Raw genomic sequence first — 19,164 nt, 5'->3', positions numbered from 1 at the left:
ATATGCCTATAGTATAGACAGAAAAGCTTAAAGGGGGCTTAAATATTTTTAATGTCTAAAATGCCGTACATCGGTGAAAATCATGGTGAGGCCATGTTTGTCTGCTGCTTCAATGGATTCTTGGTCACGGACAGAGCCTCCTGGTTGGATAATGGCTTTGATGCCTGCGGCTGCGATTTCTTCAATGTTATCAGCAAACGGGAAGAAGGCATCACTTGCAAGAACTGCTCCGTCTAGGCGATCTTTGGCTTGCTCCACCGCAATTTTGACAGAGGCAACGCGGTTGGTCTGCCCTGGGCCAACGCCTAGCACCATGTGGTCATTGGTGATGATAATGCCATTTGACTTGACATATTTAATAGACTTCCAAGCAAATGCAAGGGCAGTCTCCTCCTCAGGGCTCGGCTTACGCTTGGTCACCACTTTCCAATCCTCAGGATTTTCTACCAACACATCTTGATCTTGGACGAGTAAGCCACCTAGCACACCTGTCACCTCTTTTTCAGAGATGCTGTCTGCCTGCTGGCTAAAATCAAGCTCCAAAATGCGCAGATTTTTCTTTTTGTTGCTCAAAATATCCAAGGCTTCTGGTGTATAGCTTGGGGCGATAATGATTTCAAGGAAAATCGGGTGCATTTTTTCAGCCGTTGCCGCATCCACCTCACGATTGAGCACAACAATACCACCAAAAATCGATACCGGATCTGATTCGTAGGCATAGTCCCAAGCTGTTTCAATATCATCTGCCTGACCAATCCCACATGGGTTCATGTGTTTCAGCGCCACAACAGTTGGACGTTCTGGGAAATCTCGGATAATCCGAATAGCCGCATCAGCATCTCGAATGTTGTTAAAGGACAATTCTTTGCCATTTAGTTGCTTGCTGGCTGCGATGGAATAGGCAAGTGGAAGAGCTGTTTGGTAGAAATCCGCATCCTGTTGCGGGTTTTCCCCGTAGCGCATCGGCTGCTTGAGTTCATAGGTCAAGGTGAACTTTTCAGGCTTAGCTTCGCCCACTTGATTGGTAAAATAATCTGCAATCAAGGCATCATAGGCTGCAGTATGGCGGAAAACCTTTGCTGCTAGGCGTTTGCGGGTCGCAAGACTGGTCTCGCCCGCAGTTTGCAGCTCCTCCAATACGCCTTGATAGTCCGCTGGATCAACAAGAACGGTCACGCTGGCATGATTTTTTGCCGCAGAGCGAAGCATGGACGGCCCACCAATGTCGATATTTTCGACCGCCAAATCATAGGTCACATCTGGACGCAAAATCGTCTCTTTGAAGGGATAAAGGTTGACTACCACAAGATCAATGAGCTCAATTTTATTGTCCTTAGCTGCTTGCAGGTGGCTGTCAAGGTCACGTCTTGCTAAAAGACCACCATGAATCTTAGGGTGAAGGGTCTTCACACGACCATCCATCATCTCAGGAAAACCTGTCACATCGTCAATAGCAATGGTTTCCACTCCTGCAGTATCAAGAGCTGCTTTCGTCCCACCTGTTGAGATAATCTCCCAACCAAGCTGCGCTAAGGCTTGTGCCAATTCCACAATCCCTGTCTTATCTGACACACTTATCAAGGCTTTTTTTGTCATGATTTCTCCTTCTTTTTCTTGTTTGTCAATCGTTCACAACTATTTACATTCAATCGCTCGTCTGGTAAATATTTCTTTGTCATCTTGGTCAAAAACGGTAAATCCTAGTGATTGCAAGATGCGCTCCATTTTCTGGTTTCCTTTCACAAAATCTGCCCGAACCATGCTGTATTTTCCCAAACTTTCAGCCTGCTCAATCAAGGCTAGGACAGCAGATTTTCCATATCCATTTCCCTGCTTGCGATAATCAATCATCAAACGCCAAATCATGTAGCAAGACTCTTCGTCATCTACATCAACTAGGGCGAAACCTACCACCTCATCAGCAGAATAAATCGCATAGGGAAAGACATATCCATTTTCCCGATACAGCCAACAATCCGCTAGGGAACGAAGATTAGACGCTACAAACTGCTTGTCTTTTTCCGCCGCGGTCAACTCAATAACCTGAGCAAAATTTTCTTCATCAACTAATCGTAGTGTTACCATTTGGTATCCTTTCTCTTTGGAATCAATCATGACAGCTCTATTCGATCACATTCGATTCACAAATCAGAAATCAATTCCCTAATCACCTCTGGATAGAGCTGGTATTCCATGGCATGTATCCGCTCTTCAAAACTCTCCAGAGTGTCCGTCGCTCTTATCGGCACGCGCTCCTGACGGATAATTTGCCCGCTGTCAACACCTGAATCGACCCAATGAATGGTGACACCCGACTGAGAAACACCTGCATTCCAGGCATCTTCAATCCCATGTGCTCCTGGAAATTCAGGCAGATAGGCAGGGTGAATGTTGATCATCCGCCCCTCGTAGCGTGCAAGAAGGGTGTCTGCCACAATCTTCATATAACCTGCTAAGACCACGAAATCTACTGCATGCTTGTCTAAGAGCTCCACAATCGCAGTTTCATAGGCTACTTTATTCTCAAATTCCTTGAGTTCAAAGGCGTAAGCTGTCACGCAAAGATTCTTTGCTCGCTCAAGGACATAGGCATCTCGGTGATCTGAAAAGACAAATTCAACAGGAAACTGCTCCGCAATCACTTGAAAATTAGACCCATTTCCTGAGGCAAAAACAGCTATTTTCTTCATTTGAATACCACGCTTTGGTCTGTTTTTTCAATGATTCGTCCGATTTCATAGACTTCTTCGTCTACTAGCTCCTTGATGCGCTCCACATCTTCTGCTGCGACAGCAAGAACCATGCCGAGACCCATGTTGAAAATTTCAAACATTTCTTCATGAGGAATCTCACCGTATTTCTCCAAGGCTTTAAAGATAGGCAAAACCGGCACCTGACTTTCTTCAATCTCTGCTGCTAATGTTGCATCAAACATTCGTGGAATATTTTCAATAAAACCGCCACCTGTAATGTGGGCAATCCCGTGCACCAAACCTGCCTTGATGAGGGGAAGCAGAGTCTTGACATAGATACGCGTTGGCTCAAGCAAGACTTCCTTGAGAGGCTTGCCATCTAGTTCAGGCAGCACTTCATCTCCTGTATAGTCAGCAAAGACACGTCGGACAAGAGAGTAACCATTAGAATGAATACCACTTGAGGCGAGGCCTAGAAGAACGTCGCCTTTTCCCACCTTTGACCCGTCAATAATCTGAGATTTCTCCGCAATACCGACCGCAAATCCTGCTAGATCATAATCATCTTCGCCGTACATACCAGGCATTTCAGCAGTTTCTCCTCCGATAAGAGCAGCACCCGCTAGCACACAGCCGTCCGCAACCCCTTTGACCACCTGCTCTAGCTTTTCAGGAATATTTTTCCCAGTCGCAATGTAGTCAAGGAAGTAAAGAGGCTCTGCACCTGCTGCGACAATATCATTGACACACATGGCCACGCAATCCTGACCAATAGTGTCATGCTTGTCGTACTGAATGGCCAACATCAACTTTGTTCCGACTCCGTCTGTCCCAGAAATCAAGACAGGCTCTTTGACTGAAAACTGGCTGAGGTCAAACATCCCTCCAAAACCACCGAGAGCACCCATGACGCCCAAGCGTTCCGTCTTTTTGACATGTTTTTTGATGCGTTCTACGACTTCATAGCCTGCCTCCACATCAACACCTGACGCTGCGTATGTATTTTTCGACATCCTTTTCTCCTTTAGTTTTTAATCAAATGTAGCAAATAAAACGACTATATTTAGTAGAAACTTGTTTTCTCCGCTAGACTCTCTAAATAGCGTTCCTCATAGTCATAGAGTGGAGTTGGATAGTCACCGTCAAAATAAGCGACACACAGCCCACCATTTGGCACATCTGTCTCCATACCTACCCCCTCAATCAAGCCTTCCAAGGACAGGAAGGTCAGGCTATCTGCACCAATAATCTCACAAATCTCCTCATTGCTATGGTTAGCTGCAATCAATTCGCTGCGCTGTTGAATATCAATGCCGAAGAAACAAGGGTATTTCAAGGGAGGACTAGCAATTGCCACGTGTACCTCAGCTGCTCCTGCATCTCGCAGGAGTTGGACAATGCGGCGACTGGTTGTCCCCCGCACAATCGAGTCATCCACCATGACCACGCGCTTGCCCTTGACAATGCTTGAAACAGCAGATAACTTCATCCGAACACCCTGCTCACGCAATTCCTGCGTTGGCTGAATAAAGGTACGCTGAGTATATTGATTTTTAATCAAGCCCATTTCGTAAGGCAGACCAGATTCTTCTGCATAGCCACTAGCCGCAGATAGGGAAGAATTGGGCACGCCAACCACAATATCTGCTTCAATCCTTGCTTCCTGTGCCAAACGGCGGCCCATTTTTTTGCGTGCCGCATGGACATTGACCCCGTTGATCACACTATCTGGCCGAGCAAAATAAACGTATTCCATGGAACAAATCGCTAGCTGGGTATCCTCTGTATAACGGTCATGCTGAAGGCCCTCATCATCAATGATGACAAGCTCACCTGGTTTGACATCTTCAATCCACTCAGCACCAACCACTTCAAAGGCGCAGGTCTCACTTGATACCACCCAGGCACCATTTTTCATGCGCCCGATTGACAAGGGACGAAATCCATTGGGATCAAGCGCTGCAATCAGCTTGTCTTGCGCCATAATCAGATAGGCAAAGCCACCCTTAACCTGATTAAGGGCCTCCTTGATTTTATCGAGCAAAGTTTCTTTTTTACTGCGACGAATCAAGTGCATCAGAATCTCGGTGTCAGAGGAACTAGCAAAAATCGCCCCTTGTTCTTCCAATTCCCTCTTCAAACTTTGGGTATTGGTCAAATTCCCATTGTGGGCCAGCCCCAGCTGCATATCAAAAAAGTCAAATAAGAAAGGCTGGACATTGTTGATAGAAGCTCCGCCTGCAGTCGCATAGCGAACATGCCCGATTGCTCCTTGCCCCTGCAAACTTTCCAATTCTTCAGGCCGTCTAAAGACCTCTGAGACCAAGCCCAAGCCTCGATGGCGGTGCAGGCATCCAGCCTCATTGGCCAAAATCCCAGCCCCCTCCTGACCTCGGTGCTGCAAACTATGCAGTCCAAAATAAGTCACTTGACTGGCCTGCGGATGCCCCCAGATACCAAACAAACCACATTCTTCATTGAGAGATTTTACTTCGTATGTCATGTTTTCCTCTTAATCTTGTGTAAAATACCGCACGGCACTTTCAAACAACTGCTGGTCTTTTTCGCCCGGGATATTCTTAAACAATCCTGCCTCATAGCGTTCAGAATGCCCCATTTTCCCGATGATTTGTCCGTTCTTGCTAGTAATCCCTTCAATCGCATAGAAGGAGCCATTTGGATTGTAGCGGCTGTCCATACTTGCTTGGCCCTCAAAATCCACATACTGGCTGAAAATCTGCCCATTATCACGCAGCTCTGCAAACTCTGCCTCAGTTACCACAAATTTGCCTTCTCCGTGCGATACAGGAATGGCGTGAATATCGCCTACTTCCACACCAGCAAGCCATGGTGAATTAGTATTAGCAATACGGGTTTCTACCATTTTCGCTACGTGCTGGTTGGCATCATTGTAAAAGAGGGTTGGGCTTGTTTCGTCTGATTCTTCAAAGTTGCCATAAGGCAGAAGACCTGATTTGACAAGGGCTTGGAAGCCATTACAGATACCGATAATGAGACCGCCACGAGCGATGAAAGCATCAATTGCTGTCTTGATTTTTTCGTTGAGCAGGATATTAACGATGAATTTGGCTGAGCCATCTGGCTCATCTGCCGCTGAAAATCCACCTGCAAAAAAGAGAATCTGCGCTTCATTGATTGAATTTACCATCTTATCAACCGACTGGGCGAGCCTTGCTTCATCCAAGGTCACAAAAGGCTCTAAGCGTACCTTGGCTCCTGCCTGTTCAAAGGCTTTCGCAGAATCGTACTCGGAGTTGGTCCCAGGAAAGACTGGGATATAAACCAGCGGTTGCGCTACTTTTTCTTTACTCTGTCTAGCAACCTCTGTCACAACTGGTGCCACTTCTGCCATGCGACTGTCTTGTTCAAAGACGGTCGGGTAAATGGTCTCAAAAGTTCCTTCAAAACTTGCCAGCAAGCTTGAAATAGGCAAGTCCACGCTATTGATGATAAGACTTGCTTCACTTGTCGTCTGACCGATATTAAGAATGCCCTCAATCTCATCTGGACTGGTAAAGACAAAGCCTCCCAGTTGCCCTTGTAGACTGGTTTCAAGCTGGTCCAGCACTACGCTTGCTCCAATATGATTTCCAAACGTCATCAGAGCTAGGGCTTCTGCCACACCACCATACTTGACAGCTGCTGCAGCTGTAATAGTGTTCTTTTCTTGGATTTCTGTAAATTGTTTGAAATTTTCTTTAATTCTTGCAAAATCAATTTTCTCAGAAATAGCAGGTCCTGGAATGTAATAGATGTATTCCCCAGCTGCCTTAAACTCTGGCGACAAAATGCGGTCTGCGGTTGAGGTTGTCACCCCGAAAGCGACCAAGGTCGGAGGAACCGTCAATTCTTCAAAGGTTCCAGACATGGAGTCCTTACCACCAATTGATGGTAAGCCTAGCTGAATCTGAGCTTCAATCGAGCCAAGTAAGGCTGCCACCGGTTTTCCAAATCGCTCTGCTTGTTTATCCATTCGCTCAAAATATTCCTGATAGGAGAAGCGGGCCTTGTCCCAGTTGCTTCCTGTTGCTACCAAACGGCTTGTCGCCTCAATCACCGCATAGGCTGCTCCGTGATAAGGAGACCATGCTGCAATCAAAGGATTGTAGCCCTGAGCCATGACAGAGACCGTTTCAGTCACGCCATGTTCAACAGGCAATTTCTGAACAGAACTTTCTGTCGGTGTCAGTTGATAGCGACCACCTAGCGGATGATTGACGGTAGAACGCCCCACTGAACTATCAAAAATTGTTTGTAAGCCTTTCTGGCTAGCATGGTTCAAGTCAGCAAGTAGCACCTCTACATCTTCTTTCAAGGTCTCTTTTGAGGTCATGCCTTGCTCTGGTAGCGTATTGAAACTATCGGTTACTGTCGCATCTACCACGACACGTACGCCATTGGTATCAAGGAAAGCTCGCTCAATATCGACAATCTTCTGCCCTTTCCAAGTCATGACAAGATTCGGTCTTTCCGTCACGCAGGCGACAGGAACAGCTAGGATATTTTCCTTAGCGGCTAGGGTAATAAAGGTTTCTACATCTTCTGGTGCAACGACTACTGCCATGCGTTCCTGACTTTCTGAAATAGCAATTTCTGTCCCATTCAAACCTTGATACTTGAGCGGCACCTTGTCCAAGTCAATTTCAAGACCGTCTGCCAATTCCCCAATAGCAACGCAGACTCCTCCAGCTCCAAAGTCATTGGATTTTTTAATCAAGCGTGTCACGCTCTTATCACGAAAGAGCCGTTGAATTTTCCGCTCTTCAATGGCATTTCCTTTTTGTACTTCCGCACCAGCCGTTTCAACAGAGGCTGCTGTCTGAACCTTGGACGAGCCTGTCGCTCCACCGACACCATCTCGACCTGTTTTCCCACCGAGCAGAATGATAATATCACCTGCTATTGGCTTTTCACGGATGACATTTTCTTTTGGAGCCGCTCCGACAACCGCACCTAGCTCCATGCGTTTTGCCACAAAGCCTGGGTGGAAATATTCTCGCACATAGGTCGTAGCAAGACCGATTTGGTTTCCATAGGAAGAATAGCCGTGGGCAGCTGTTTTAGAAATAACCTGCTGCGGTAGTTTACCGGAACGGGTCTCAGACAGAGGTCGCGTAATATCACCCGCTCCTGAAATCCGCATAGCTTGATAAACATAGGAACGCCCTGATAAGGGATCACGAATGGCACCTCCGATACAGGTTGCAGCACCACCAAAAGGCTCAATTTCTGTTGGATGATTGTGGGTTTCATTTTTAAACATCAAGAGCCAAGGCTCTTTCACCCCATTGACATCAACTTCGATTTCCACTGAACAGGCATTGATTTCATCTGACACTTCAAGGTCATCCAAGCGCCCATTGGCCCGTTCATACCGCCCAAAAATCGTTGCCATATCCATAAGAGTCTGCGGCTTGTCCGCACGCCCCAATTCTCTTCTCATAGCAAGATATTTTTCATAAGTCGCCTGCAATTGTGCTTCAAAACTAGATTTTGAAAAATCAATCCTACGCAATTCAGTCTCAAAGGTCGTATGACGACAATGGTCTGACCAGTAGGTATCTAGGACTTTCAACTCTGTTTCTGTCGGACAACGACCAATAGAGGCAAAATAATCCTGAATAAAGAGCAAGTCCGCCACTTCCATGGCAAGCCCCTGATCCTGTTTATACTGGGCAAAATCCGCTTCTGTATAGTCCTTAAAGAAATCAAGGACTGGAATAGTCGCATCAGAACTTGAAAAAGCAGGGACTTCTAAGCCTTTTGTCACATCCTTGAAACGTGAATCAACAGGGTTGAGCAAATAATGTTGAATCTTTGCAAGATCCGCTTCGCTCACATCCGCATTCAAGAGGTAGAGCTGAGCCGTTTTCACCGTTACGCTGCTGTCAGCTCCTAGAAGGAAAAGCGCCTCCTGACTGCTTGCCGCACGTTGGTCAAACTGACCAGGTAAGGCCTCAATCGCAAAGAAACGACTGTGTGCAAGGCTCGTTCCCACCTCGTTCTCACTAAGAAGGGTATCAGTCACCTTTTCTGAAAAAATCCGCTCCTCGGCTACCGCAAGCAGGCTCTCATCCAAGCCAAAAACGTCATAGACCTGTACCAAGCGCAAACTTGTCAGGCTTGTAGCTCCCAAACGCTCCTGCAATTCACGCAGCAAGCTCTCTGCTTTCATCTGAAAACTGGCTTTTTTCTCGACAAAAATTCGTTTGTTCATCTTAGTCCAACTCCTGTAATTTTTCCCACACGATTTGATAGACATCGGTCATCTCTCCAAGACCACGACGAAAGACATCCTTGTCCATGTGACGCCCGTCCGCATCCCAGAGCCTGCAATTATCCGGTGAAAATTCATCCGCCAAGATAATTACACCATCCTTGTCCTTGCCAAATTCCAACTTGAAATCAATCAGGGTCAAGCCGATTTCCGCAAACCAAGCCGTTAATAAGCGGTTGATTTTTCTCGTTTCTTCCTTGATATAAGCAATTTCCTCACTTGACGCAATCCCTAAAAAGGCAACGTGTTCATCATTGATAAAGGGATCATCCAACTCATCTCTTTTGTAGTAAAATTCCACAATCGGCTGTGCAAGCGCAATACCTTCATCCACACCAAAGCGTTTAGAAAACGAACCCGCCGTATAGTTGCGTAGCACCACTTCAAGCGGAATAATCGTCACCTTTTTATTTAACTGCTCCGTGTCTGAAAACTTTCTGACAAAGTGGGTCGCAATGCCTGCTCGGTTTAATTTTTCAAAAATCAAAGACGAAATCTGATTATTGAGCCGTCCCTTGCCGATGACTTCTTCCTTTTTCAGACCATTAAAGGCTGTCGCCTGATCCTTATAACAGGAGACAATCAGCTCATCATCTTCTGTTGCGTAAATGTCCTTAGCTTTCCCCGAATATAACAATGATTGCTTCATAGTATCGTTCGCCTTTACTTTTATATTTTTAGTATTTGGCTATATTCTAGCATATAATATTCGTTTTTACAAACAAAATCATTATTTTTATAGTAAAAAAAGCAATTCTCTCTATAAAAACCGAACATATAGAAGTTATCACTTAAAAATGTTCATAGATATTCTATATAAGACGAATAAGTGCAGCTAGATAAAGTCTAATTTTTTACGAATAAAGTAAATGCAACATTCATCTAAAGGAGTCTTATGAAAAAATCAATCCTTTCTTTAGCTACCTGCCTAGCTTTCATCATACCCACTCAATCCGTTCAAGCCCATATGATTCAACCTACGAGCATTATCCAGCCAAATCCACATCTTCCTTACATCTTTGCCAATCATTCAAATCTCAACTCAGATATCTCCTCAAATCTCCACAATCCATTGTTACCAAATATCCATACAGAGTGCTCCAATGGTATTCTAAAGATTTCAATTGAAACACTTTCCAAAGAATCGCAGCAACTATCCCTACAAGTCTTCTCGGAGCATTTAGGAGATTCTACAAGCCGTTGGTATCAAGCCGATCATCAACCTAATGGTGGCTATCTTGCCCAAATTCCACTTAAGGAACATCATTACCAAACAGGCAACTACCAAATACGCCTTTATACTAAAGGAAACGAAACATCCGATTTGACAGGTCTTGCCTATACCTCTATCCCCATCCAGATTGAGCAACTCCCCAGTCAAGACAAGCTTCAACCCTTATTAAAAATCGACACGATAGATCCTATTTCTGCCAGCTACCAGCTGACGCTCACGGAAACGGAGCAATCCAAAAGCGTACAATCTGCCCAAGCAACTGTTTGGAATGATGATGAAAATAATGCTCGCACCTATGACCTCACACAAGCAGTATCAGGAAAATGGAGCACACTCATTGAAAGCAAAAACCATCAACTCTACTCTGGCAATTACCACAATCAAATCACCATCACTTACAAAGACAATAGCCAAGAAACCTATTATCTGCGTGATGTCCATTTAAACACCGAGCATCTCAAAGCCAAGCTAGTTGCTAAACCAACTTCTTCTGATACTTATGAATTTCTGATTACAGATACCACAAATGATGGAAACTTAAGTCTAGTCACTTATTCTGACACAGATCCTCCCACTTGGAGCACCGTGACACAGACATCAGATGGTAAATTTCATGCTCTTCTTTCTAGCCAAAAATTTACAGAAAATGAGCCTGTCCATAGCATTCTTTATCGCACTATTGCGGGCAAATCTTTTCAAATCGCCGACTACTCCTTCTCCATTGAAAAAGAAAAACCAACACCCTCACCTCATCACCTCTTAACTGCCTCAGTAAGCAATACCTATCCAATCGGTCAATGCACCTGGGGAGCTAAAGAACTAGCTCCATGGGCTGGTAACTACTGGGGAAATGCCAAAGATTGGATCCAACATGCGCACAATGCCGGATTTGAAGTCAGCAACCAACCAAAAATCGGAGCCATCGCTTGCTGGGATGGTGGTGAGTATGGACATGTAGCCGTCGTTATAGCCATACAATCAATAGATTCCATCCAAGTATCCGAATGCAATATGGACGGTAGCGCCACACAACCTATCGCCAATTACCGTGGCTGGTTTAACCCCACCACCTGCCAAGGCACTATCCACTATATTTATCCACCAGAAAACCCATGATTGAACTGAACGGCTCCCTGTCAAGTAGACAGTCAAATAATAAAAGATGTTAAGCAACCTGATTCCTGAATTCCCAAGGAGTCAGGTTGTTTAATTTTGTTTGATAGCGTTGTGTGTTGTAAAACTCAATGTAGCTTTCCACATCAGCGACTAGCTCCTCATAGGTCTTGTATTTCTTGAGATGATAAGATTCTGTCTTGAAATGCCCAAAGAAGCTTTCAATCGGGTCATTGTCGATACATTTCCCAACTCGTGACATCGATATAGTAATGCCAGCCTGTGTTGTAAAATGACGATATTCTTTTGATGTGTACTGACTGCCACGATCGCTATGAATGAGCGGTGTCGCTCCTGGATTTACTGCTAGAGCTTTCTTAATAGTCTTCATGACCAAGGGATTATCATTGTTGTGACCAATCTCATAGGCGATAATCGAGCCATCATAGATGTCCTTGATGGCACTCAAATAAGCTTTGGTACCGAGACCATATTGTAAGTAGGTGACATCTGTGCACCATTTCTGATTCGGTGCTGTCGCAGTAAACTCACGAGCTAGAAGATTCTCAGCGTAGAATCTATCACCAGCTTTCGTACAAGAGTGGCGAATACGGCGAATAACAGAACGAATGCCCAGTATTCTCATGAGCCTTCGAATCCGTTTCTTATTATAGTTTGTATCGAACTGACGATTGATAAACGTTGTCATGCGACGGTAACCTAGAATGCCATTGCGACTGTTATGGAGTTCCTTGATATGTTCCATTAGTTTCTGATTCTCCGCCTCAGATGGTGTTTCCTCATGGGATAGCCATTTGTAGTATCCTGACCGAGAGACTTTTAGTATTTGGCATAAGGGTTGAATGGAAGCATTTGAGTGTTCCTCTTGATAGTTCTTAATAGCTTGGAACTTGTCTAAGTGTCTACCTAATCTCACCGACGGTTTCGCCGTTCTATTTCTTCCAACTTTTTTAGCAGGCCTACCTCCATTTCTAAATAACGATTCCGTTCTTCTAGTTGCTTAATTTTGAGTTGAAGTTCTTCAGCTTCCGTGAGGTTTGGCTTGCTTTCTAGTCCTTTTCCTCTTCGGTCCACCAGCCCTTCGGCTCCCTCGTTCTCAAACTTACGTACCCATGAATAAACCTGTTGGTAGGAGACACCAAACTTATCAATGGCAGCTTGATAGTTTTTCTCGTGAGCGATGGTGTAGTTGACAATCTCAAGTCGTTCTTCAAATGTGGTCTTGCGTCCTTTGTTCATACGGCTGTATCCTTTACTTGTGGATTTTAAGTCTTTACCACTAGTATACCGTTTTATCCAACTTCTGAGAACATAAGTGTCAGAGATATGATAGTTTGAACAGATATCTCTTAAGGAACCTTTACCAGCTAGATAGTCTTGAACGGCTTGTTCTTTTAACTCAGACGAATAGTGTTTCCAAGTTCGACTTTCCTTAAGACCGTCTATACCGAACTTCTCATATTTCATTTTCCAAGACTGAATTGTTTGAACATTGACCTCATATTGTTTACTAAGTTGGGTAAGAGACTGTTCTTGGTTAAGGAATAAGCAAACAACTTCTAATTTCTCTTCTACTGATTTTGAACTTCTTTTGGACATAAGAAAACTCCCCTTATAGTTTCTAGTGAATTTTTGTTTTTTCACTGTCCACTATATGGGGAGTATATCATACAATCATGGGTTTTTCATCTTAGAATTTTATTTTTAGACAGATAAACTGAGATAAGTATTGCAAATATCTCTAGTATAAAGAGGATAGCAGAGATTTGCCCTATTTTAGATAAATAGCTTGGTTCTCTGCTTTGTAGTATTTCTTTTTGAGAAATACTAGAATCACCAGTTCACCTAGGTTGAAAGCATTCCTAATTGTGGCTCTATAATTTCTGTAGTGGGTAACTTCCACTGAAGAGATTATAGGGCTTTTTCAGTGTAGAAAAAAAGTCCCATATAATCTATAATGAAAAGCGACCAAACTCACATTAGAAAGAATCATATGGAACAACTTCATAATACCACAAATCTTATCGGAATAAAAGATAAAAATATCACCATCACTTCTGCTTACAAGGTTAAATCCCATATCCTCCTTCAAGCAACCTTAGATTATCCTGCTCCTCCTTGTCCTCACTGCCAAGGAAAGATGATAAAATATGACTTCCAACGAGAATCCTCTATTCCTATGCTTGATATTCAAGGATTTCCTACTCTTCTAAAACTGAGAAAACGCCGCTTTAAATGCAAGTGTTGTCTACGTGTATCCGTTTCTCAAACGCCTCTCGTCAAGAAACATCATCAAATTTCTCAACCTATCTGGGACAAAATCACTCAACTACATACGGAAAAAGTAACGAACTCTGATATTGCTAGAAGACTTCATATCTCTGTCTCTGTTGTACAGAGAAAACTGAATCAATTCTCCTTCAAGGAACAGTTCTCACAATTACCTAAAATCCTCTCTTGGGATGAATTCTCTCGAAATAAGGGAAAGCTGGCATTTATCGCTCAGGATTTTCAAACCAAAAAGATTATCACTATTCTTGAAAATAATCGACAAACAACCATTAAAAACTACTTCCTCAAATACACGAGAGAGGTGAGGGAAAACGTCAAAGTCGTAACTGTAGATATGGCTGGTAACTACATCCCCATCATTAACTTCTTATTCCCAAAAGCAAAGATTGTTCTGGATCGTTTTCATATTATTCAGCACCTGAGCCGAGCTATGATGGCTACTCGAATTGCCATTATGAAGAACTGTGACAAGGACTCTCTTTCTTATCGTGCTATGAAACATCATTGGAGAATCCTCCAAAAGGACAGCCGGAAACTCTCTAACAAACTCTTTTATTCTCGAACCTTTAGGCAAACCTTAACCCCTAGAGAAGTAGTTCAAAAGACCTTAGACTTGTCAGAGGAACTAAAGTACTATTATGACCTCTATCAGCTCTTGCTTTTCCATTTTCAGGAGAAGAACAGCGAGGCATTCTTCGGACTGATAGAAGACTATTTACCTACTGTGAATTCTACTTTCAGAACAGTCTTTACAACCTTTCTCAAATACAGACAATACATTACCAATGCACTTGAATTACCTTATTCAAACGCTAAGCTAGAAGCTACTAACAAACTTATCAAAGACATCAAACGACAAGCTTTCGGTTTCCGAAACTTCAAAAACTTTAAAACAAAAATTCTCATCGCTTTAAACATACAAAAAGAGAGAACCAACCTGATTCTCTCTCGTATGGGGTAATACTTCACCCACTACAGTTGACAAAGTGCCAAAAAGAGAGGGAAACCTCTCTTTCATCTCTTAGTTTGGATAGATGTATGTTACAACACCTTGAACATTTGTTGGGTTGAACCAACCACGATAGTTTCCAATTGGTTGAGTCCCACTTCCATCAACGTTACATTCAGATACTTGGATGCTAGTTGTAGATTGAACAGCTGTTACCACTGCAACGTGACCATAGCCACCATCATTCCATGATGCAATCGCACCAACTTGCGGTACAGAACCAGTTCTGAATCCTGCTGCTGCTGCACTTGCAGCCCATTGACCACCATTACCCCAATAATCGCCTGCCCAAGGAGCAAGAGTCTTAGCTCCCCATGTACATTGACCTACTGGATAACTAGATGCAGAAGAACTATAGGTTGGACGAGATAGAGTCGGAGCTGGTGCTGGAGTAGATGCAACAGGTTGAGATACAGTAGGAGCCGGTGCTGCCGCTTCTTGAACTGGAGCTTGAGGAGCTGCTACTGGTTCAGAAACTTCTTCCTGAGTTGACGTCGCTGCTGGAGCTGCTGGTTGAGATGCAGCCGCTTGTACTTGCGCTGTGAAGCTTGTATTAGCTGATGCAGCCATTTCTCGAGCTTTTTTCTCTTGTTCAGCTTTATATGCTGCTTCTCTTGCTGCTGCTTCTGCTGCCGCTTTTTCTGCTGCTGCTTTTTGCTCAAGAAGAGCATTCTTTTCACCTTCTGCCGTTGCTTTTTCTGCTGCTAAGTTTAATTGAGCAACTTTCAATTCAGCTTCTTTGGTTTCCAAGGCTTTAGCATCATCTGCTAGCGTTTGTTGATTTGCAATTACAGTATTGATTGCTTCGTTATTTTCAATTTGCTTTTCAGCAATAGCTTCCTTATCTTGCTTTTGTTGTTCCAACATCTTGTTGTTTGCTGAAACAATCTCACTCATCGCAGAAACACGAGAAACAGCTTCTGTGATAGATTTTGAATTGATAATTGTATTGATGTAGCTAGTTGCTGTTCCACTTGTTTGAGCACTACGAGCTTGATTGGCAAGTGATTCATTACGAGCTACGATATTTTTAGACAGAGTTTCAATTTCACCTTCTAATCTCTTTGATTCTGCCTCAAGTTTCTCATTCTCAGCTTGCAATTTTTCTTGTTGAGCTTGAATAGTAGAAACTTGACCTTGAATTTGATCAACTTGTGATTGAGCAGATTGTTGTTGTGCCGTTAAATTATTGATTTTACTTTCTTGAGCAGCAATTTTGTCATCAGTAGAGTCAGCTGCAACAGTAGCCAAGCTAGCTCCTTGTGATAATACGATAGTACTCAATAAAATCGAAGTAATAAATTTTTTCTTCATAAAATTATAAACCCTTTCCTATAAGACAATCATAATTATACCAAAAAAAGAGCGAAAATATATTACGCCCTTGTTACATTTCAGTATCCTTCATATCATAAATATATTTTCTCCATAACGGGTTGCAAAAGTAGCACTAACACTACATTCAATACCAAAGTTGGAGCCAACATATAAACCACAAAATGGCTAAATACTGCCATTGAAATCCCTAATAAACTTGCCATTGCAAAAAGAAAACTATCAAAAAACACAATCAAAATCAATACAGATAACAGCCGTGTCCACCGATTCCGCATTAAAATCACACCGAAATGATTGACGAAAATCCCCATGCTAGGCAAAATCAACGCCACAATGCCAATCAAATGAAAGTAGTAAGCATCATATAAAATACCAATAACAAGTAATAATCCAATCGTTACCGCATCTGGTAAATTGATGGATAAAAATAACAAAAAAATGAGCAATAAATGAGCAACTGGATAGATCGTCATAGGTAAAATAGATTGCAACAGATTAGAAAGATGGGTATCAACCAACATACAAATAAATAACATTAATAAAGGTTTACAGACATACTTTAACAACTTCATATTATTTACCTACAACTGTCACAACACGCAAATCCGATAAATCAGCACTTGGTTTTACTAAAATTTCTTTTGTTAAATGATCTTGTTTTTCAATAATCGATAAAACCGTTCCCACCGGAATATCAGGAACACTATGATCTCCTAAACCACTGGTAACCACTTTATCATTTTCCTGAATAGACTCAAGAGTGTTCAATTGCCCGATAACAAAAGCTTTCTTCTTCGTATCATATCCTTGTAAAATTCCATAAACCATGCCCTTCGTAGTTTCTATTCGAACAGAAATATTCTCCGAATTTATTTCATTTGTCAACAGATTTACAAGACTCGAATGAGCTTGAACATCTACTAGACTTCCAATGAGACCACCCTGACCAATCACCAACATTCCTGATTTCAAGCCGTTTACTTCCCCAGCATTGATGGACAATTCTTCTAACCAAGACGAAGGATGACGAAAGACAACATCTGCTGTAAGAGAAACAGCTGCATTGATAGATGACTTCATCTCTAATAACGAGCGTAATTGCTCATTTTCTTCTTCTAAACGAAGAACTTCTGATTGCTTTTGATTCATTTCATACAAAGAATGCTTTAACTCTTCATTCTCTTTATAGGAAGCTACCAAATGTACAGTATCTTCTTTTACCGCTTCTAATAGTTGAAACGGTTTTGCAACCACATTATCAATTACAGAAATTGTATTTTCTAGTGGACCAGTAGCATCGATAGTCCGACTAAGAACAAGTAACAAACTTGTTACCAAAATCGAAATCACCAATACAACAATTACTTTTGATTTTTTCATAGATCTAACACTTCCATATCATCATCTTAGCATAGCGTAACAGAAAAGGAGTATAGCAAATGCTACCTCCTCTTTCGATAAAGATACGGAGAATGGGGGATTCGAACCCCCGCGCCAGTTACCCGACCTAACGATTTAGCAAACCGTCCTCTTCAGCCTCTTGAGTAATTCTCCACTATAATGGGCACGAGTGGACTCGAACCACCGACCTCACGCTTATCAGGCGTGCGCTCTAACCACCTGAGCTACGCGCCCAAGTACACTGACTTGGTATGAACTTTCGTTCAAAGCGGGTGACGAGAATCGAACTCGCGACAACAGCTTGGAAGGCTGTAGTTTTACCACTAAACTACACCCGCTTATTATAAAATAATGGCGCGAGACGGAATCGAACCGCCGACACATGGAGCTTCAATCCATTGCTCTACCAACTGAGCTACCGAGCCAAATTGCGGGAGCAGGATTTGAACCTACGACCTTCGGGTTATGAGCCCGACGAGCTACCGAGCTGCTCCATCCCGCGATATTATTAGTCTAAGGAGGATGTGGGATTCGAACCCACGCACGCTTTTACACGCCTGACGGTTTTCAAGACCGTTCCCTTCAGCCGGACTTGGGTAATCCTCCAATATGCAATCTATATAAAATGGACCTTGTAGGACTTGAACCTACGACCACTCGGTTATGAGCCGAGAGCTCTAACCAGCTGAGCTAAAGGTCCAACAAGATCAATTCATAGCGGCGAAGGGGATCGAACCCCCGACCTCCCGGGTATGAACCGGACGCTCTAGCCAGCTGAGCTACACCGCCAAATATAGAACAATCGGGAAGACAGGATTCGAACCTGCGACACCTTGGTCCCAAACCAAGTACTCTACCAAGCTGAGCTACTTCCCGTTTCTACTATCTAAAAATAAATCTCCCCTAATGATTCCATTAAGCGAGCTATGCACCCTAGAGGAGTCGAACCTCTAACCGCCTGATTCGTAGTCAGGTACTCTATCCAGTTGAGCTAAGGGTGCTCTCTACTATTCTATTCATGCCGAGGACCGGAATCGAACCGGTACGATCGTTACCAATCGCAGGATTTTAAGTCCTGTGCGTCTGCCAGTTCCGCCACCCCGGCCTCTCAAGCGAACGACGGGATTCGAACCCGCGACCCCCACCTTGGCAAGGTGGTGTTCTACCACTGAACTACGTTCGCATTCCTTACTTTTCCTCTAATGCCGGCTACATGACTTGAACACGCGACCCTCTGATTACAAATCAGATGCTCTACCAACTGAGCTAAGCCGGCCTATTTCTATTATGCGGGTTAAGGGACTTGAACCCCCACGCCGTTAAGCGCCAGATCCTAAATCTGGTGCGTCTGCCAATTCCGCCAAACCCGCGTATGACCCGTGCTGGGCTCGAACCAGCGACCCTTTGATTAAAAGTCAAATGCTCTACCAACTGAGCTAACGAGTCTATTCTATTTTAATTCAAATAACCTAACAGATTACCTGAACGGTCCCGACGGGAATCGAACCCGCGATCTTCGCCGTGACAGGGCGACGTGATAACCGCTACACTACGGGACCTATGGGAGTTAACGGGATCGAACCGCTGACCCTCTGCTTGTAAGGCAGATGCTCTCCCAGCTGAGCTAAACTCCCCTATAGCTAAGCGACTACCATATCTCACAGGGGGCAACCCCCAACTACTTCCGGCGTTCTAGGGCTTAACTGCTGTGTTCGGCATGGGTACAGGTGTATCTCCTAGGCTATCGTCACTTAACTATTCTGAG

At 43.6% G+C, this 19,164-nt stretch carries 13 protein-coding genes, 17 tRNA genes and 1 rRNA gene; 2 read left to right on the top strand and 29 right to left on the bottom strand.

The annotated features are described in order from the left end of the window. Nucleotides 1-48: 48 nt before the first annotated feature. From purH to purC, 7 genes are read right to left on the bottom strand one after another with little or no spacing between them, the layout of a single operon-like run. Complete coding sequence (gene purH, locus AB1I63_08495) at nt 49-1,596, bottom strand: bifunctional phosphoribosylaminoimidazolecarboxamide formyltransferase/IMP cyclohydrolase (GenBank protein MEW4354889.1); 1,548 nt, start codon at nt 1,594-1,596, stop codon at nt 49-51. Between the two features lie 39 nt (nt 1,597-1,635). Further along, complete coding sequence (locus AB1I63_08490; GenBank protein ID MEW4354888.1) at nt 1,636-2,085, bottom strand: GNAT family N-acetyltransferase; 450 nt, start codon at nt 2,083-2,085, stop codon at nt 1,636-1,638. A 56-nt stretch (nt 2,086-2,141) separates the two neighbouring features. After that, a complete protein-coding gene (gene purN / locus AB1I63_08485; GenBank protein MEW4354887.1) occupies nt 2,142-2,690 on the bottom strand; it encodes a phosphoribosylglycinamide formyltransferase in 549 nt (182 codons plus the stop codon). After that, nucleotides 2,687-3,706: a phosphoribosylformylglycinamidine cyclo-ligase gene (purM, locus tag AB1I63_08480; GenBank protein ID MEW4354886.1), complete on the bottom strand. Its 1,020-nt coding sequence runs from the start codon at nt 3,704-3,706 to the stop codon at nt 2,687-2,689. The genes purN and purM overlap by 4 nt, the downstream gene beginning before the upstream one ends. A gap of 50 nt (nt 3,707-3,756) precedes the next feature. After that, nucleotides 3,757-5,196: an amidophosphoribosyltransferase gene (gene purF / locus AB1I63_08475; protein MEW4354885.1), complete on the bottom strand. Its 1,440-nt coding sequence runs from the start codon at nt 5,194-5,196 to the stop codon at nt 3,757-3,759. Between the two features lie 9 nt (nt 5,197-5,205). Next, nucleotides 5,206-8,931, bottom strand: a complete 3,726-nt coding sequence (locus tag AB1I63_08470) for a phosphoribosylformylglycinamidine synthase (protein ID MEW4354884.1) — start codon at nt 8,929-8,931, stop codon at nt 5,206-5,208. A gap of 1 nt (nt 8,932) precedes the next feature. After that, complete coding sequence (gene purC / locus AB1I63_08465; GenBank protein ID MEW4354883.1) at nt 8,933-9,640, bottom strand: phosphoribosylaminoimidazolesuccinocarboxamide synthase; 708 nt, start codon at nt 9,638-9,640, stop codon at nt 8,933-8,935. A 246-nt stretch (nt 9,641-9,886) separates the two neighbouring features. Here purC and AB1I63_08460 point away from each other — a divergent pair, with 246 nt between their 5' ends. Next, nucleotides 9,887-11,341 (top strand): GBS Bsp-like repeat-containing protein, encoded by a 1,455-nt coding sequence (locus AB1I63_08460; GenBank protein MEW4354882.1) that lies wholly within the window; start codon nt 9,887-9,889, stop codon nt 11,339-11,341. A gap of 49 nt (nt 11,342-11,390) precedes the next feature. On the opposite strand, the gene AB1I63_08455 is transcribed toward AB1I63_08460, so the two are convergent. Continuing rightward, nucleotides 11,391-12,958, bottom strand: a protein-coding gene (locus tag AB1I63_08455) for an IS3 family transposase (GenBank protein ID MEW4354881.1) whose coding sequence is annotated in 2 segments (ribosomal slippage) — nt 11,391-12,301 and nt 12,301-12,958 — 1,569 coding nt in all. Because the reading frame shifts where the segments join, the coding sequence is not laid out codon by codon here. A gap of 394 nt (nt 12,959-13,352) precedes the next feature. Here AB1I63_08455 and AB1I63_08450 point away from each other — a divergent pair. After that, nucleotides 13,353-14,612: an ISL3 family transposase gene (locus AB1I63_08450; protein MEW4354880.1), complete on the top strand. Its 1,260-nt coding sequence runs from the start codon at nt 13,353-13,355 to the stop codon at nt 14,610-14,612. 60 nt (nt 14,613-14,672) lie between these two features. Here the strand turns inward: AB1I63_08450 and pcsB are convergent, their stop codons facing one another. From pcsB to rrf, 21 genes are all read right to left on the bottom strand, one after another. Then, nucleotides 14,673-15,974, bottom strand: a complete 1,302-nt coding sequence (gene pcsB / locus AB1I63_08445; GenBank protein MEW4354879.1) for a peptidoglycan hydrolase PcsB — start codon at nt 15,972-15,974, stop codon at nt 14,673-14,675. Between the two features lie 95 nt (nt 15,975-16,069). Then, nucleotides 16,070-16,570: a rod shape-determining protein MreD gene (mreD, locus tag AB1I63_08440; protein MEW4354878.1), complete on the bottom strand. Its 501-nt coding sequence runs from the start codon at nt 16,568-16,570 to the stop codon at nt 16,070-16,072. A 1-nt stretch (nt 16,571) separates the two neighbouring features. Then, a complete protein-coding gene (gene mreC, locus AB1I63_08435; GenBank protein ID MEW4354877.1) occupies nt 16,572-17,378 on the bottom strand; it encodes a rod shape-determining protein MreC in 807 nt (268 codons plus the stop codon). An 86-nt stretch (nt 17,379-17,464) separates the two neighbouring features. After that, nucleotides 17,465-17,552 (bottom strand) — tRNA-Ser (locus tag AB1I63_08430). A 7-nt stretch (nt 17,553-17,559) separates the two neighbouring features. Continuing rightward, a tRNA-Ile gene (locus AB1I63_08425) sits at nt 17,560-17,633 on the bottom strand. Nucleotides 17,634-17,666: 33 nt separating this feature from the next. Then, a tRNA-Gly gene (locus AB1I63_08420) sits at nt 17,667-17,737 on the bottom strand. A 14-nt stretch (nt 17,738-17,751) separates the two neighbouring features. Beyond that, nucleotides 17,752-17,824, bottom strand: a tRNA-Phe gene (locus tag AB1I63_08415). Nucleotides 17,825-17,827: 3 nt separating this feature from the next. Further along, nucleotides 17,828-17,901 (bottom strand) — tRNA-Met (locus AB1I63_08410). A 14-nt stretch (nt 17,902-17,915) separates the two neighbouring features. Then, nucleotides 17,916-18,005, bottom strand: a tRNA-Ser gene (locus AB1I63_08405). A 20-nt stretch (nt 18,006-18,025) separates the two neighbouring features. After that, nucleotides 18,026-18,099, bottom strand: a tRNA-Ile gene (locus AB1I63_08400). Between the two features lie 15 nt (nt 18,100-18,114). Next, a tRNA-Met gene (locus AB1I63_08395) sits at nt 18,115-18,188 on the bottom strand. A 13-nt stretch (nt 18,189-18,201) separates the two neighbouring features. Next, a tRNA-Pro gene (locus AB1I63_08390) sits at nt 18,202-18,275 on the bottom strand. Between the two features lie 51 nt (nt 18,276-18,326). Then, nucleotides 18,327-18,400: transfer RNA gene (locus AB1I63_08385), tRNA-Arg, on the bottom strand. An 18-nt stretch (nt 18,401-18,418) separates the two neighbouring features. Continuing rightward, nucleotides 18,419-18,504, bottom strand: a tRNA-Leu gene (locus AB1I63_08380). A gap of 6 nt (nt 18,505-18,510) precedes the next feature. Beyond that, nucleotides 18,511-18,582, bottom strand: a tRNA-Gly gene (locus AB1I63_08375). Nucleotides 18,583-18,602: 20 nt separating this feature from the next. Next, nucleotides 18,603-18,675 (bottom strand) — tRNA-Thr (locus tag AB1I63_08370). A gap of 12 nt (nt 18,676-18,687) precedes the next feature. Continuing rightward, nucleotides 18,688-18,769, bottom strand: a tRNA-Leu gene (locus AB1I63_08365). A gap of 3 nt (nt 18,770-18,772) precedes the next feature. After that, a tRNA-Lys gene (locus tag AB1I63_08360) sits at nt 18,773-18,845 on the bottom strand. A gap of 40 nt (nt 18,846-18,885) precedes the next feature. Beyond that, nucleotides 18,886-18,958, bottom strand: a tRNA-Asp gene (locus tag AB1I63_08355). Nucleotides 18,959-18,960: 2 nt separating this feature from the next. Continuing rightward, nucleotides 18,961-19,033, bottom strand: a tRNA-Val gene (locus AB1I63_08350). Between the two features lie 5 nt (nt 19,034-19,038). Then, a 5S ribosomal RNA gene (gene rrf / locus AB1I63_08345) occupies nt 19,039-19,154 on the bottom strand. Nucleotides 19,155-19,164: the final 10 nt, after the last annotated feature.

Origin of the sequence: Streptococcus pneumoniae (assembly GCA_040719455.1) — a bacterium.
Taxonomy (GTDB): Bacteria; Bacillota; Bacilli; order Lactobacillales; family Streptococcaceae; genus Streptococcus; species Streptococcus pneumoniae_G.
This window is presented reverse-complemented; position numbering and strand designations above follow the sequence as displayed.